The sequence below is a fragment of the Candidatus Cloacimonadota bacterium genome, from assembly GCA_019429305.1.
Classification (GTDB): domain Bacteria; phylum Cloacimonadota; class Cloacimonadia; order Cloacimonadales; family JAJBBL01; genus JAHYIR01.
The window spans coordinates 1-15,793 of the sequence record JAHYIR010000004.1 but is presented as its reverse complement, the minus strand read 5'-3'; the positions used below and the strand labels follow the sequence as shown (position 1 = coordinate 15,793).

13 protein-coding genes are annotated in these 15,793 nt (G+C 37.6%); 8 read left to right on the top strand and 5 right to left on the bottom strand.

Translation table 11 applies throughout. From position 1 onward, the window contains the following. Positions 1-44 precede the first annotated feature (44 nt). The 7 genes from lipA to K0B81_03080 all read left to right on the top strand — a co-directional run bounded on the left by lipA (position 45) and on the right by K0B81_03080 (position 7,091). Positions 45-923: a lipoyl synthase gene (gene lipA / locus K0B81_03110; protein ID MBW6515591.1), complete on the top strand. Its 879-nt coding sequence runs from the start codon at positions 45-47 to the stop codon at positions 921-923. Between the two features lie 21 nt (positions 924-944). Beyond that, entirely contained in the window at positions 945-1,478 is a 534-nt protein-coding gene (raiA, locus tag K0B81_03105) for a ribosome-associated translation inhibitor RaiA (GenBank protein ID MBW6515590.1), read from the top strand. A gap of 169 nt (positions 1,479-1,647) precedes the next feature. Then, on the top strand, positions 1,648-2,616 hold the full coding sequence (gene hprK, locus K0B81_03100) for an HPr(Ser) kinase/phosphatase (protein MBW6515589.1): 969 nt from the start codon (positions 1,648-1,650) through the stop codon (positions 2,614-2,616). A gap of 27 nt (positions 2,617-2,643) precedes the next feature. After that, positions 2,644-2,910, top strand: coding sequence for an HPr family phosphocarrier protein (locus tag K0B81_03095; GenBank protein ID MBW6515588.1), 267 nt, complete (start codon positions 2,644-2,646; stop codon positions 2,908-2,910). Continuing rightward, on the top strand, positions 2,910-4,637 hold the full coding sequence (ptsP, locus tag K0B81_03090; protein ID MBW6515587.1) for a phosphoenolpyruvate--protein phosphotransferase: 1,728 nt from the start codon (positions 2,910-2,912) through the stop codon (positions 4,635-4,637). The genes K0B81_03095 and ptsP overlap by 1 nt, the downstream gene beginning before the upstream one ends. Before the next feature lie 19 nt (positions 4,638-4,656). Continuing rightward, complete coding sequence (locus K0B81_03085) at positions 4,657-6,027, top strand: glucose-6-phosphate isomerase (protein MBW6515586.1); 1,371 nt, start codon at positions 4,657-4,659, stop codon at positions 6,025-6,027. After that, positions 6,024-7,091: a bifunctional phosphoglucose/phosphomannose isomerase gene (locus K0B81_03080; GenBank protein MBW6515585.1), complete on the top strand. Its 1,068-nt coding sequence runs from the start codon at positions 6,024-6,026 to the stop codon at positions 7,089-7,091. The genes K0B81_03085 and K0B81_03080 overlap by 4 nt, the downstream gene beginning before the upstream one ends. A gap of 403 nt (positions 7,092-7,494) precedes the next feature. Here the strand turns inward: K0B81_03080 and K0B81_03075 are convergent, their stop codons facing one another. The 4 genes from K0B81_03075 to K0B81_03060 all read right to left on the bottom strand — a co-directional run bounded on the left by K0B81_03075 (position 7,495) and on the right by K0B81_03060 (position 13,743). Then, on the bottom strand, positions 7,495-8,049 hold the full coding sequence (locus K0B81_03075) for a manganese efflux pump MntP family protein (protein ID MBW6515584.1): 555 nt from the start codon (positions 8,047-8,049) through the stop codon (positions 7,495-7,497). A 78-nt stretch (positions 8,050-8,127) separates the two neighbouring features. Then, positions 8,128-9,822 carry a bifunctional metallophosphatase/5'-nucleotidase gene (locus K0B81_03070; GenBank protein MBW6515583.1) on the bottom strand — a complete coding sequence of 565 codons (1,695 nt, stop codon included), beginning with the start codon at positions 9,820-9,822 and terminating at the stop codon, positions 8,128-8,130. Continuing rightward, positions 9,816-11,123: a hypothetical protein gene (locus tag K0B81_03065; GenBank protein ID MBW6515582.1), complete on the bottom strand. Its 1,308-nt coding sequence runs from the start codon at positions 11,121-11,123 to the stop codon at positions 9,816-9,818. The genes K0B81_03070 and K0B81_03065 overlap by 7 nt, the downstream gene beginning before the upstream one ends. A 25-nt stretch (positions 11,124-11,148) precedes the next feature. After that, on the bottom strand, positions 11,149-13,743 hold the full coding sequence (locus K0B81_03060; GenBank protein ID MBW6515581.1) for a helix-hairpin-helix domain-containing protein: 2,595 nt from the start codon (positions 13,741-13,743) through the stop codon (positions 11,149-11,151). Between the two features lie 664 nt (positions 13,744-14,407). Between K0B81_03060 and K0B81_03055 the strand changes: the two genes are divergently transcribed. Then, the gene (locus K0B81_03055) at positions 14,408-14,830 is read left to right on the top strand and encodes a hypothetical protein (GenBank protein MBW6515580.1); all 423 of its coding nucleotides are present in this window, start codon (positions 14,408-14,410) and stop codon (positions 14,828-14,830) included. Between the two features lie 265 nt (positions 14,831-15,095). On the opposite strand, the gene K0B81_03050 is transcribed toward K0B81_03055, so the two are convergent. After that, positions 15,096-15,793: chitobiase/beta-hexosaminidase C-terminal domain-containing protein (locus tag K0B81_03050; GenBank protein MBW6515579.1), on the bottom strand; the 698-nt coding region annotated here is incomplete at its 5' end.

The window sequence follows — 15,793 nt, the reverse complement described above, 5'->3', positions numbered from 1 at the left end:
GACTATGATAACGGAAACGAGTAAAGACGAAAAAGGATAGTTTAGTGGCAATGAGAAAACCTGAGTGGTTACACATTAAAAGAACCGGAATCCACGATGCAAATATTGCTACAGAGAGACTTATTCAAAAATTGAACCTGCACACTGTTTGCGAAAGCGCCAGATGTCCCAATAAGGGAGAGTGTTTTAATAACCAAACCGCTACTTTTATGATTCTCGGAGATGTTTGTACCCGCAATTGTACTTTCTGCGCTGTAAGTAAAGACAAAGATCTATTATTAAAACCAGACGAGCAAGAGCCACAAAGAATAGCGGAAGCAGTAAAAGTACTTCAACTCGATTACGTAGTCTTAACGATGGTAACCAGAGATGATTTGGAGGATGGAGGTGCTGAACATTTAATTAAAGTAATTCAAGCAATTCGTTCTCTTTACAAAACGGATGTTGCTATTGAAATCTTAATTTCCGATCTACAGGGAAGTGCGTTTTATCTGAGAAAGATTATTGATACTGATCCAACCGTATTTAATCATAATATAGAGACCATCTCTCGCCTCTACCCTCAGGTGAGACCACAAGCTAATTACCAAAGAAGTTTGCATTTGTTAAAAGCAGCCAAAGAATACAATCAGAACATGTTAACAAAAAGTGGTTTTATGGTTGGTCTTGGTGAGTCTGAGACTGAAGTGATCTCTCTGATGCGAGATCTTCTTTCTGTTCAGGTAGATCTGTTAACTATTGGGCAGTATTTAGCACCATCAAAAGATCATCATCCAGTTTTTGAATATATCACCCCTGAAAAATTCACTTTCTATCGTCAAACTGCCCTCAATTTAGGTTTCAAAGAGTGTTTTTCAGGACCATTTGTCAGAAGTTCATATAAGGCAAGAAATGCTTTATACATCAAAAAAAATCAATGTTAATAACCATAAGGGGGTCCTACCATGCAAATTACAATAACTGCAAGACATTTTGAATTAACTAAACCAATCCGGGATTATGTTGAACAATCTTGTGACAAATTAACCAAGTATTTTGACCATATCATTAATATTCATATGACACTTTCATTGGAAAATGCCAGAAACATAGTTGAGATGAGCTTACATGCTGCAAAATTCAACCTGCAAAGTGTCAGCGAAGAGATGGACATGTATCTGGCGATCGATACTGCTGTTGATAAGATGGAGATTCAGCTCAAGAAGCTGAAAGATAAAGTGACTGATCATCAGAAGAGGAGTGTAATGAAAGATCCCAACTTTTTCTATTCCAATGTGTTTGAACGAACTTCCAATCCCAATGGCAAGAAAATGATTAAAACAAAAAGAATTCATGCTGAGATAATGACTGTCTCGGATGCTATAGATCTTTTAGCACAAAAGGATAAACCCTATATGATTTTTCGAAACTTGGAAACAGACAAGATAAATGTATTGGTTAAGAAGAGTGACCTGTTATACAAACTGATTGAGCCGTGATCGTAATCAGTGTCGCCCTTCAATACAATACTTGGTAAGAGCTGGCAGGAAGCCATTCCAAGAACTACTCAGGGTGACTATATATTGTAAGAGTAAATATTAAAAAGCATAATAGACCGAAGGGGAGTTACTTGTATTCCCTATAATGACCAATGTTGGGGACTAAGAGATGAAGATATTAACGGTAAGAGATTTTTTTGAAAGCAAGAACAGAGAATTTGCTTTATCGGTCATAACTGAACCACACACATTAGATAATAATATTCAAGAGAGTCAGTTACACAGACCAGGTCTCGCCTTAACTGGATATTTAGAACGATTTGCCTATAAGAGAATCCAGATTCTGGGAGAGACTGAGATAAGCTACATGCAAACCATTGATGATAAAACTCTCTATGATAGAGTCAAAGAGATGTTTGAGTTTAACATTCCTCTAATCATAGCAACTAAGGGTTTATCCATCCCTCAGCAGGTAGAATTTTTAGCTAATGATATGAATATCGCTATTATGACCAGCCGATTATCTACTGATAAGTTAATTGTCGGTTTAACACGTTTCCTCAGGGAATATTTTGCTCCGCAAAAGTCCATGCATGGAACTCTTGTTGAGGCGTTTGGTGTTGGCATGCTCCTCACCGGTAAGAGTGGTATTGGCAAGAGTGAATGTGCTCTAGATCTTGTAGAGCGAGGTCACAGAATGATCGCCGATGACATTGTAAAAATTATTCAAACTGATGATACTCTCACTGGAACATCGGTCAACGATTTCGGTTATTTTATGGAAGTTCGTGGAGTTGGTCTGATTGATGTCGAGAGGATGTTTGGTATCGAGGCAGTGCGTAAAAAGACAGTAATTGATACTCAGGTAGAATTACTACTTTGGCAGGATAATTTGGATTATGAGCGAATTGGGCTAACTAACAACTATGTTGAAATCTTAGGAGTAAATATCCCCATTATCTATCTACCCGTTTCTCCCGGAAAGAATGTCTCAGTGATACTGGAAGTAATTGCCTTAAATCATATCTTGAAGAACTATGGTTACGAGGCAGCAGAAGTATATCAAAGAAAGCTTCAGGAGAGCATCCAGCGAAAATCGGGATTAAAAAAGATTAATGAAACAGAAGAAGAATCTTAATGGCTTCAATATTATGAGTTGGTAAATATGATCAAGAAAAAGATAATTGTTGAGAACAAATTGGGGCTTCATGCCAGACCCTGTGCGATGTTAGTTAAAACTGCATCCAAGTATAGATCTGATCTGCTTATTAAAAAAGACAATATTGAAGTCAATGGTAAGAGTATAATGGGCGTCATGATGCTCGCTGCCGAATACAAATCGGAGTTGGAACTTATTGCTAACGGGGTAGATGAAGAATTCATGGTCGATGAGATAAGCGAACTTTTCAAATCCAAATTTAATGAAGAATAATGAAAACTCTTAGAGGTATTGCTGTTTCTCCCGGTATTGCTATTGGTGAAGCGATCATCAAACAGAAAAAGAAGATCAGTATTGAGAACAAGTATATCGAAAATTCTGATAAAGATTCCGAGATAGAGAGATTTAATCATGCAGTAATGGCCGAAACAAGCGAATTAGAAAGATTCATTGAAAATTATACTAAAACTAAAGAAGATAAAGAACTACTTAATACTCATAAAGCCATTCTCCTTGATCCCCTTCTCTCAGAAAGAATTATTGCTCAGATTGACAAAGAGAACTTTACCGTAGAGAATGCTCTTTATAATTTCTTATTAGAAATAACAAATATCTTCGATAAAATGTCTAACGATTATCTTGCCGAAAGAATTGCTGATTATGAAGATGTGATCATTAAACTGATCGACCGTCTTACTGGAAAGAAGGATAAGCTCTTTGAAGAGGAATTCCTAAAAAACCAAGATAAATCTTATATTCTGGTCATGGATAATATATCACCATCTGATGTTACTAAATCATATCATAGTAATGTCAGGGGTATTTGCCTGCAAAAGGGTAGTAAAACTTCACATTCTGCTATTATTGCCAGAGCACTCGGGTTACCTGTTATTGTTGGTATCTCAGCACTTTTTCAAAACATCACTGATAATACTCCTTTGATTATTGATGGTAATAAAGGAATAGTTATAGTCGACTCTGATAGACAAACTCTATCAAATTACCTGTCTCAATATCGAAAAGAGGAAGAAATCAGACAGGAATTAGAAGATATTGTAAATCTTCCCTGTCTTACCAAGGATGGGAAAAAAATCTCTCTGATGGCGAATATCGAGTTAGAACAAGAAATTGATGTTGTGTTGAGTAATAACGCAGATGGTGTTGGTCTTTTCCGGACTGAGTTTCTTTTTGTTAATAGAGATAATCAACCCACTGAAGAGGAACAATTCCAATTATATAGTACTCTTGCCAAGAAATTGGGGGAAAAACAACTAATTATAAGAACATTTGATCTCGGTGGAGATAAAATATCTAATCTAGTCCATACCCCAAAAGAACACAATCCTTATCTGGGTTGCCGGGGGATTAGATTATCGCTTCAATACCCTGATATGTTCAAAAGACAGGTTAGGGCGATTCTACGTGCAGGATTTTATGGAAATGTAGCTATGATGTTCCCCATGATATCTTCAGTAGATGATTTCATTGCTGCCCAAGAAATAGTATCTCAATGCAAGAACGAGCTCAAAATCAACAAAATACCCTATAACAATGAAATAAAAATCGGGATAATGATAGAAGTTCCTTCAGCAGTTCTCTGTGCAGAAGAATTGGCAAAAAGGTGTGATTTTTTTAGTATCGGCACAAATGATTTGGTACAATACACACTTGCCGCTGATAGAAACAGTGAAATTGTAAGTAAATATTATGACTCGTATCATCCAGCCATATTCAAACTCATCGCTATGACAGTGAACATCGCCCACCGTTTTGGCAAGAATGTATCGGTTTGTGGTGAATTAGCTTCAGAATACGATTTTATCTGCCTGCTGATCGCTTTGGAGGTAGATTCACTCAGTGTTAACCCTAATAGTCTTCTCGCTGTGAAAAAAGCTATCATGAACTGTAATTTTGCTGAAACTAAGAAAATAATCAGAAAGATTTTTAAATTGAACCGTGCTGAAGAGGTCAGAGAATTGATCAATAGCTTCAGCAAATAGGACTAATCGGAGGTTTACTATGAAAAGATTAGTATATGATTTCAGCAACCTGCTTCGCTCAGACAAAATGGCTCACGGCATATCTAATGCCGATATTACTGAGTATTGTAGTGACATTAATCAGACTCATCAACGAATCTTAAATGAACGGGCAGATAAAGTACTCGGCTTTTATGACCTCCCTAATCAGGATATTCATGATCTGATAGAAACTGCTACAGAACTCCAGGAAAGATTTGATAATTTCGTAGTACTCGGTATTGGTGGCTCAGCTTTGGGTAATAAAGCACTCTATTCGGCATTGGCAAATAGTAAGCAGCTAAAGAAGAAAGTCATTGTCCTTGATAATGTCGATCCTCATATGTTGCATCAGGTATTAGATTCCCTGGACCTTAAAAAAACCGTCTTCAATGTGATTACTAAATCCGGTACCACTGCCGAGACTATCGCAGTATTTCTCATCTGCCTTGATATCCTGAAAAAAGAATTTCCGGATAGTTACAGAGATCATATCGTTATTACTACAGATGCAGAGAAGGGTTTTCTCAGAGAACTGATCAAAAAAGAGGGCTATAAGAGCTTTGCAGTGCCGGATAATGTCGGAGGAAGATTTTCGGTCCTCACTCCTGTCGGTTTGCTATCTTCAGCTTTTGCAGGCATCGATGTTAAAGAACTGCTCAAAGGTGCAGCTGCCATGAGAGCACATTGTGAAGAACCTAATATATTTCTCAATCCGGCTTATCTGAATGGATTATTACACCATATCTTTTATCGCAAAGGGAGAAACATCTCTGTGATGATGCCCTATTCAAATGATCTTTACGATCTAGCAGATTGGTATAGACAGCTCTGGGCAGAAAGTTTGGGTAAAAGATACAATCTAGCAGGAAGTGAGATCATGGTCGGTCAGACTCCTGTAAAAGCTTTGGGTACTACGGATCAACATTCCCAGATCCAGCTTTATGTTGAAGGTCCAGAAGATAAGATAATAACATTTTTAGAGGTCAAAGAATTTGCCTATGATTACGAAATCCCAGATCTATATCCTCAAGAAGAGAGCTTTTCGTATCTAAACAATAAGAAACTAAGTACTCTCTTGAACACTGAAAAAATTGCAACAGAAATTGCCTTAAATAATGCCGGAAGACCTAACTGTTCCATAATTTTCCCTGCTCTCAAAGAATTTCATCTCGGTGAGTTTATTATGATGTTCGAGGTACAAACTATATTTACCGGATATCTCTTAAATATAAATCCTTTAGACCAACCGGGAGTGGAAGCAGGAAAACAAGCAACGATGGCAATGATGGGTAAAGAAAACCTTCAAGAACTAAAGAGAGAAATCGAAAGACATATAGAAGATAAGGAGAAATTTGGAGCAAAAATATGAGTAAACTCGATAATAATAATGTCTATAGCGTTGATCGGGAGGAAATGTATTACAAAATTATCCATCTCCCCGATCAAATCAGAACGGCATATTTTAACCCTAATATGCATATACCTGCCCATTTCACAACAACTAATGGTGTTTTAAACCTTAGTAAACCGATCAACAGAGTCATTATTGCCGGAATGGGGGGATCAGCCATATCGGGTGATATTATGCGAACTGCCTACTCTCATCTTATTCCTATCGAGGTCTGCAAGGACTATCAGATACCATTAATAAAAAAAGACGATCTGCTCGTAATATGTTCTTATTCAGGGAATACGGAAGAGACAATAAGCTGTTTTAAGCAAGGTGTTAACAAAGCTGCTTATCTCGCTGCTATTACCTCCAATGGAAAGTTACATGAACTGATCGATGATAATCATGTCTGGTGTCAGCTCCCCGATGGATATCCTCCAAGGGCTGCCATCGGGTTTTTGTTTTTTTCTATCATCCTTGTATTGGAAAAATTTGGTGTAATACCTCGCCGTGAAGGGGATGTCAGATCTACAATTTCTACTTTGATGCTTAAAGCGGGTGCTATATCGGGTAATGTTATGACTGAATTCAATATCACCAAACAATCTGCTTTAAAGATTTATAAGAAGATCCCTCTAATATATTCTTCTAATCCCTCTTTAACTCCGGTTGCTTACCGATTGAAGTGCCAAATTAATGAGAATGCTAAATATCCTGCCTTCTTTCACACTCTACCGGAAATGAATCATAATGAGATCGAGGCCTGGGAAAATAAGGTTTTTCATAAAATATTCATCCCGATCTTTATCTCATATATCGATGAAAAGGTTGATTATAAAAAAAGGGTAAAATTCCTACAGGATCTCTTCATAAAAGAAAATATAGAATACCTCGATTTTTATGCAGAGGGCTCTAACTATATCGAAAAAGTTTTTTCTCTGATCTATTTGAGTGACATGATCAGTTACTATTTAGCCATTTTGCAGAACATCGACCCCACCAAGATCGATTACATAGAAAAACTGAAGGATGAAATCTCTTAGAAGATAAACAGAACTCGAATTTGTAGTGAAAAATAAACAGGGCGATTCGTGTATCGTCCCTACAATTACATTTTACTACTAAGCTCGACTAAACAGGTAGCGTTGTAAACTGAAGACGAAAAAATGGGCTTACAACATCCCGGCTCCAAGATCTTATAGAATCCTAAATATTTATGAGAAGTTATCAGTGAATGTAGAAACTTCGAGAATATAACTACTAAAAAAAAAGAATCATAGATGGTTGTTTGGTCGCCCCTACAGCAATTGATAAACTCGACCAATAAAACAGACATCGATTGTATAATAAAAATCTCTTTAATCAATAGGGAGCACACGAGTGGGCTAGAGCCGACTCGTGTGCTCCCGTATGATTTAACAAAATTAGACTATTTGTTTAATAAACTCAACTCATATGCTTCAGTATATTGATCAGTCCGATCAAGATAAGTATAATACCGCCTAAAATAGCCATTCTTTTTTCAAAGAGAGAGCCAAATTTTTCTCCGATAAAAATGCCGGCTAAAGATGCAGAGAAGGTTACAATACCTAATATAAGAACAGGTATAAGAATCCGATAATGGAGCAGAGAAAAACTTATCCCAACTGATAGAGCATCTATACTAGTGGCAAAAGCTAAACCCAAAAGAATAAAGAAACCGGTCGGTTGAGAATTATTCTTATCTTTGAGCAGCGTTGATTCATAGATCATTTTAAAACCTATTAACGTCAACAAACCGAAAGCAATCCAATGAGAGTAATTTTGCACATAATTTATGATAGTCAGACCGGTAAACCAGCCAACCAAGAGCATCAATGCTTGAAAGAAACCAAAAAAGAGTGCAAATCTAAATGCATAATGGAGATGGAGTTGCTTTATTGCTGAACCACTCGCTACAGATACAGCAAAAGTATCCATAGATAAACCGAGTGATATGAGAAAGAAGGTAATTAAATCCAGATTAGATCCCTCTTCAATTCCTTGTTATGATATCTAAGGTATATAAAAAAGGGCAGTTATAAACTGCCCTTGATTAACTTATCTTAAACTAGTAGAGATCTTCTGCAATTCTTGTAAAAGTTCTTTTGTTGGTACTGAGTTATCGTCTCGAGCCCAACGGTTATCCATTTTCGTTCTGATTGGAGAATTATTTTGCACATAAGCAACTAAAGCATCCCGAAGATTGGTTTCGTAGCGGATGATCTGTGCTTCGGGAATCCGTGTCAGCAGAGTAAGACCGGCATTACCTTCAACCAGGAAATCACTTGTAGCAACCCGATATATCTTATCCGCTTGCCATGGTTCTCCGCCAATAAGAAGTTTGGTTACGCGATCAAAGTCATCTCTTCTTCTGCTATAGACCATTGTTATCCCTGCAACTCTCAAACCTGCTCTTGTTCCGGCAACACGTGTTTCTAAGATATCTTTTAAGATAGTACCTTCGATCTCTAAAACAGTCAGCTGATTATCAAAAGGCATTACATTATAAATATCACGATAGGTAATCGCACCGACCCCAATTTCTCCACGAATACCACCAAGATTTATAAAGGCAAAATCAGCTTCGGCATATTCCAGAATAGCGTCACAGACAAAGTTACCGATAATGTTCTGGGCATCTACACCCGCACGGGATAAATAGACTTCAGTAACCCCGATAACATCATCCATACCCTCTTCGGCAATTGCCGTTTGTCTGGCTATTTCAGCACCAACTTCCGGAACTGGGATAAATTCCTCTTCAAAAGTTGAAATCAATGCTCCACCATACAGTGATGGTAGTTCATAGCCGGAAATAGTCTTAGTCGCTTGATCTATTTTAAGAGTAACATGAGCTATTGAACTTCCGTAAGCCCATCCTTGAAATACTAATGTATGATTCAGAGGATCAACCCAAGGTTCATTAAACCCGCGATGCATGTGACCGGCTATAAAGACATCTATCCCTGGTATTTCATGAGCCAATTCCTGTGCATCATAGCCCCATCGTCTTTCTCTGTTCGGATCGGCATTTTTACCATATCTTTCTTCAAAACCTTCTAATGGTTCATAAGGTAAACCCATGTGACCGGCAACGATAACTATATCAGCACCTTTTTCGCGGACTTCTGCAATCAGATCTCCCAATATTTCTTCAGGGGGTAAAAATTCCAACCCCCGAATATGATCAGGAAAGCTCATCAAAGCCGTATCTGAAGTAGTCAAACCAATAATCGCAATCTTGACTCCCATCTTATCGATAATCTCATAAGGTTTGACATAGGGAACGAGTTCTTTTGTGTCCTCAAATACAATATTTGCGCCAAGAGTAGTAAATTCAGCATCTTCCAGCAATTCGATCAACCGTTCTTCGCCTAAATCGTATTCATGATTACCTATTAACACATAATCATAGCTGACCATATTGAAATAATCAACGATTGCTTGACCTTCGGTTTTTGTGCCTAAAGGGCGACCCATAAAGAAATCGCCGTTATCTATAAGTAGGTTGTCTCTTGTTACCCCATCTGCTTTATCTCTGACCATTTTGATATAGCGGGCATGGGAGCCACCACCACCGAGAATGGGTGGAAACTCCGGATTGATAAAGGTCGCCTCTACCCTATCCATTCCACCATGTATATCATTCGTAAACATAATATCGAGCAGTAGCTCTTCAGCAGCCAGATTGAATATTACCAGCAATCCGGCTAATATAAGTAATATTTTAAGTTGTTTCATAATTCCTACCATTTAAATGTTAAGGAGCTCTTTACCCGAACATAATATTCTCTAACCGTATCAGGCTCTGTTCTGTTTTCTGGCGTGTAATTATTCCATAACTCGGAATAATTATAATATCCATCCGGGAAGAGATCCATAGTGTCATACTTTCGATGAGTAAACTCGCCTGACAGATCGAGGAAGAAATCTCCATAAATTCTAAACCCAGTTCCTGCCGATATTATGGGATTAATTATCGGAGAAGGAATATCTGTTTCAGATGATGAGGGGCTGGTAACATAACTAAATCCCAATCTTAAAGGTACAGCATGTGGGAATATATGTTCTACCCCAAGATAATAATTCATAACATTATCATAGAAATCCGATATATCTGACCAATTAACAAACTCGAGGTCAAAGTGGAAAGTCGTTCTTAAAACATTTCTCGGTCTGTATTGAACACCCAGTCTGAGTGAAGCAGGATAATCGAAATCATGATCTAAATCACTGAAGGCATCTTCCACAGTCATCTCGAATTTAGGTGCGTACATGATCCCGGCACTTATCCTCTGAGAAATCTCGGATTTTAAACCAATACTGAAATTCAACCCACTATAATCATAGCCCCATCGTATTTCATAATCGTCAACAACAGCAGCATCTTTAGAATAGTCAGACCAGATAATCTTTCTTTCCGAACGAGATTTCCCGGAAAGCATATTAAGATTAAAACCTAAAGATGTTTCATTAAAGAGTATGTCATAACGATGATAAGTAAAAGCGGCAGTAACACCGTAAGAGTAAATATTTCCGTCATTTTCCAAGAAGTTAGTTGCTAACAACGGAGGGTAATTATCATTATCAGAACCTTCATTATTTCTTACCTGCTCTTCATAATAAGCATCGAAATTCACAAATGGCTTATAATCCAAAGCTCCGGCAATTGACAGATTACCGAATCTATGCTTGTAGGACATTGCTAATCCAAAATCGGTAAAGAAATTTGTATTGCTGACATAAGTCGCATCATCTACATAACTATCGAAGAAGTTCCACATCGGCATAGAACGGTTCTCTTCCAGCTGGGTTACATCAAAGACAAACTGAAAACCTAATCCGTCGTTGAGAAAACCTATATTAGCAGGATTGAGCATCCCATCAAAGATATTTGTCCCGCTGGCTGTACCTGTTCCTCCCATTGCTGCACTACGAGCATCAAGGTGAGTAATTCGTTTTCCTATTCCCAGCTCATAATTCTCATACAATGAATATGAAAACAGATGCCCTACTAAAGCGATCAATATGATGCATAAAAAGATATTCTTCATCTATCCCCCTGTAATTATATATTTCTTAAAATTTCCAATCTAGTTGTAATCTGATACTGTTAACCTGTTTCCAGACAGTAGTATAGTTTTCGTTTATACCATCTACGGGCGAATTCCACCAAGCACGCATATCAAGATCGCGTGTCTTATAGCGTTTTATTCTATATTTTAGGGTGAGATAAAGGTTACTGGAAATCCTGTCATAGAAAGTTAACCAGTACTTCATCCCCTGCATTCCCATAAAATCTATCTCCATATCTTCCCAATCCCAATGACTGATCCCGTGTCCATCCCAGAAAATGAATGAACCCTGAATCTTCATATTCTGATTAAAGTTATGTGTATAATCAACGCAGATATAGTCTCCATGTATCAGCATAGTACCTTGAGCTATATCAAATCCATCGGGTATCGGATTATTGGCTAAATACGTATATGGTGACATCCAAACACGATTATAGCGATATTCCAGATGTATCCTGTCCCTGTTAGAAAGATTTGCTCTGATGAAGGCAGTAGTTTCATCAGTTTTCGATACTCCACGGTCGGCATCGTCATCATAACGATTGATCTGATGTTTATATCTTAATCTGGAAACTAACCTGAAGATCGGTCGGTACTCCAGTTCACCCTGGAATCTGACACTCTTTCTGGAATCAGCTTTTCTTTCCCAGAGATCTAAATAAGCTCGGGTGATAGTAAACTTTTCATGAAAACGGTATCTGGTCTCGAAATAAACACCCTCTTCCGCTTGAGCTTGTGCCGAATTAAGATACATATCTGCTATCAACGGATTAACTAAAGTGTGAGCATTACTATCTAAAAGTGAATTCCTGAATTTTGGATGTTCGGAGAAACCTCTGGAATAGGGATTATCAAATGCAAGATCATAATTTCTGTAGAGAACTATGAAATTGAAATTCTCGAATTGGGTATAAGAACTAACCACCATAGCTTTAGGATCATCACCGATCTGTAGTTCATTTCCAGTAACAGAAAGTTCTGCATACTCACCTTGAAAAGATGTATTCCCTATAACAGTACGCCAGTTCAAACCCAAGACACGACGATAATCTCTCTCATATTCATCTGTCTTTGTAGAGTATAGATTGGCTATTTCACTATCTATAAGCTTAAATTTAGGATAATTGCGGCTTTCGCGAATCAAGACACTCGGTAGATCGGAATATATAGGATCTTCCGGAATAAGCACGAAGTCCTTATCATATATAGCTTCATAACCTGAAAACCCGATATGCGTTCCTACGAATGGTGAAAAGGCAATGTTGCCTCCAAAAAGTTTCTCTTCAACAAAATCTTTTCTCGGTGCTAACCACATCCTACGGAGCATGTTGCTGTTATTATAAACATGGTCTTCAAACTGTGCTAATTCATCATCATCAAATCTGTTAGTCATTGTGATCAGAGAGAATACTTCATCTGTGGGATTTCCCTCGGCATCGAGATGAACAAGGGCATCCTTCTTATCAATCGAACCAAACAGAGCTAATTCCAGCATCGGTCTTTTCCATTCGAAAGCTAAACCTCTTAGAGAATACTGTTGGGTAGTAGAAACATCACCATAGATTCCGGTAAGGCGTTTTGAGAAGCCATATCCGGTTTTTCGGGCACTATAAAAATCTGTATTTTCCATGACCAACCCCTCTCCAAAAGCTGCCCGATAGTTTCCGAAATATAGCTTCATGGAATTATCACCCCATAGATCTACATAATCTTCCCAACCAACATACATCTTACCATTATCCCAGATATCTCGGAAATTGGCATCCATTAAAGTCGGTTCTCCTCTCCTTGTTGTATATGATAATCCTGCTTTAAACCTGTTTTCATAACGAATACGAAGCTTATTAGTAACTTCTGCAGTATGCCTACCCAAATCAAAAAAGCCCCAGTAACTGAGATCTCGTCTCCTCGGTCCATTTTGCTCAACTACAAGCTCTTTGAGCATAGCTTCAGGTTCTTCGAAATACTCTCGATCGTTATATCTTAACTGATAATCAACAAATAGTCTCCCTACTCGTTCTTCATCTTCAGCATAATAGATGTAATGTCGCAGGTTACTTGCTCCATAATAGGAAATACCTGATGTGTTACGCAGATCACGATAATCGACTATTTTTTCACCTAAATTGCGTCGGCGAATAATAGCTGCTGCATCTAAAGGAGAAACATTAGGCATATTAGCAATATCGGTATAGGAGAGACGATTGAGATTCTGAGGGGTCATTAAATAATCTTCCCAGATATCAGCCAATGCTTCTTGCTCTCCCTCATAACTTCCGTAACGTTCGATCAAATATGCTATCTCTTCCCTTCTTTGGGCTGCTTCATCCATATCATCATAATAGGATATTGAGACCAATGGACGTAACTTCAGCATCGTTTCCTGATCAATTGATGGAATGTTGCGCAAGTCGTAAATCGTCCGGAAAAAGGAGATATAATGACGATAATCATAAATGTCTTCTGCCTGCTCATTAGTGATCGGTAAACTCTTTAATTCTTCGAGAGTAGCGGTATTTAAGTCAACTTTATCCCACTGTCCCAATAGCATTACAGCACTAATAAGCAGTAGATTCAAGAGGAGAATTTTTTTCATATCAACTCCGATTTATATGTTATTTATCCTTTAAATCCTTACGTATCATTTCGAGTAAACTATTTTAGCGAACTATATATTGTAAAGCTTTTTCTCTAATAAATCTATCATGTTGTTTTTAAGTTATTTATCAAGATTATATGTCACACTGTTTGACCGCAGGTCAATGTATTCTTTTTTTTATTAACCAATGTTTAAGCTTAAGATGTGTAGCATACTCAATTAGATTTCAAAAAGCAAACATCTCCCCAAAATTCATTTACATAATGTAGGAATGGCTTTACCGTTAATGTTTATAACGATTTATTGATGTGAAACTCTTAAGAAGACATCCCATGCAGAAAACTAGTTTCCTTTTTGAGTAGCAATAGTACATTCTCTCCCAGAGAAACTTCCTCCTCTCTTTGTCATGCCGAGCGAAGTCGAGGCATCTCATCACTGATTTTAGCTAAGCATACATGATTTTGCTTTAATAATTTGAGTCGGTGTTGAGATCTCTCCATTTCGCTTCGCTTCAGTCGAGATGACAAAGGAAGGGTGTTCAGTCGAGATGACAATACTTAGTTGCTGTAAAAAAGGGGGGATGTGAAATTAGATTTCAAAAAAACTTTGACAGAACACCTCTCTTTTCAACATTAGAATCAAAACACTCCGTGGAGGAATAATGAGTGACCAGAAGAGTCCTGAAGTAAAGAAAAAATTTTCACTTATAGAGTTGTTAATGATCTTGATTTTAGTGGGAATTATTTTTACCCTAATTATACCAATCAGAGAAGATAGAAAAAATCACGAATATGTGCGAGAGGCTATTAGAGATATGAGGATTATAACCAGAGCTAATATCGCTTTTAAAAATGACCCGGCAAATGGTTACTATGCCTTTGATTTGGGACAATTAAATGTTGAAGAACTAATTGAGATGAACTATTTTAACTACGTTTTGACCGATACGACAATTGTAGCTGTATCTAATCAAAACTTTGGTGTTGAAGGAGCTGAGATCTATTTCTATTTGCCTGCCGGACCTTGGATGGTTAAAGACGACAACGTCTCCCGCAGTCATATCAACCCCAACTGGTTACCGTAACAAAGCAATTTATTAGCACATATAAAAAAAGCAGATAGGATAGAAAACCCTATCTGCTTTTCTATTTATTGTCTCAGTTATGTTTTCGATTTCTAAAAAGGAGAAACTACCTTTCTAATAAGTTACCGTGCCATCATTGCTTAACTTATACTCGTATCTGTCATCCTGAGTGTTCTGCACCAAATTGAATTGTTACATTTAATGTGGCTGATCAATTTGGTGCAGAATGTATCGAAGGATGCATTTTCGAACCAATATCAGAACATTACCGATTTAGTTGACTCGGTATTGCTCTATCTATCCTAACCGGTTCTCCATAAATTGCCCTGATCCTATAAAAGCCCATAGTCAATGGCGGAGTTATCTCGTGAAGATAGCTTGTATTATCGGTAATATCTAATAACTCCCAATTATCTTCTTCGATGTTATTTGAAGTATAAATAGCATAACTTGTAGCACCCTCAGAAATCTCCCATTGAAGATTTATCTGATTGCCTGATATACTGATTGTGACATTCTCAGGAGCTTTCATTATAACATAATACTCTTCGCCTGTCTGACTCGGTAACCAACCATCCTTGTATCCTTTTGCTTTGACCCTAGTTGTCTCTGTTATCGAGATCGGATCAACAAAAACCGGAGAACTCTCATTCGGTTCATCACCATCCAGAGTATATCGAATCGTTACATTGTCCATTAATGAAGATAGAATCACCTGTTGTGGCTCGCTATAATACCCACCGATAGGGTCAAAGTTCGGTGTAGCAACACGGTTCTCTAATTCAACATAGACAATGTTAGATGGTATCGACTCTTCGGAATCATAAACAGCAGTAACATAATAATAATACTCTTCCAGAGTTCCCAAATTGTAGTCGTAATAGTTAGTATATATTACTACTTGCTGATTTATCTTAATGCCATTACGATATACATTATACCCTTGCAGAGTCCTGTCACCAT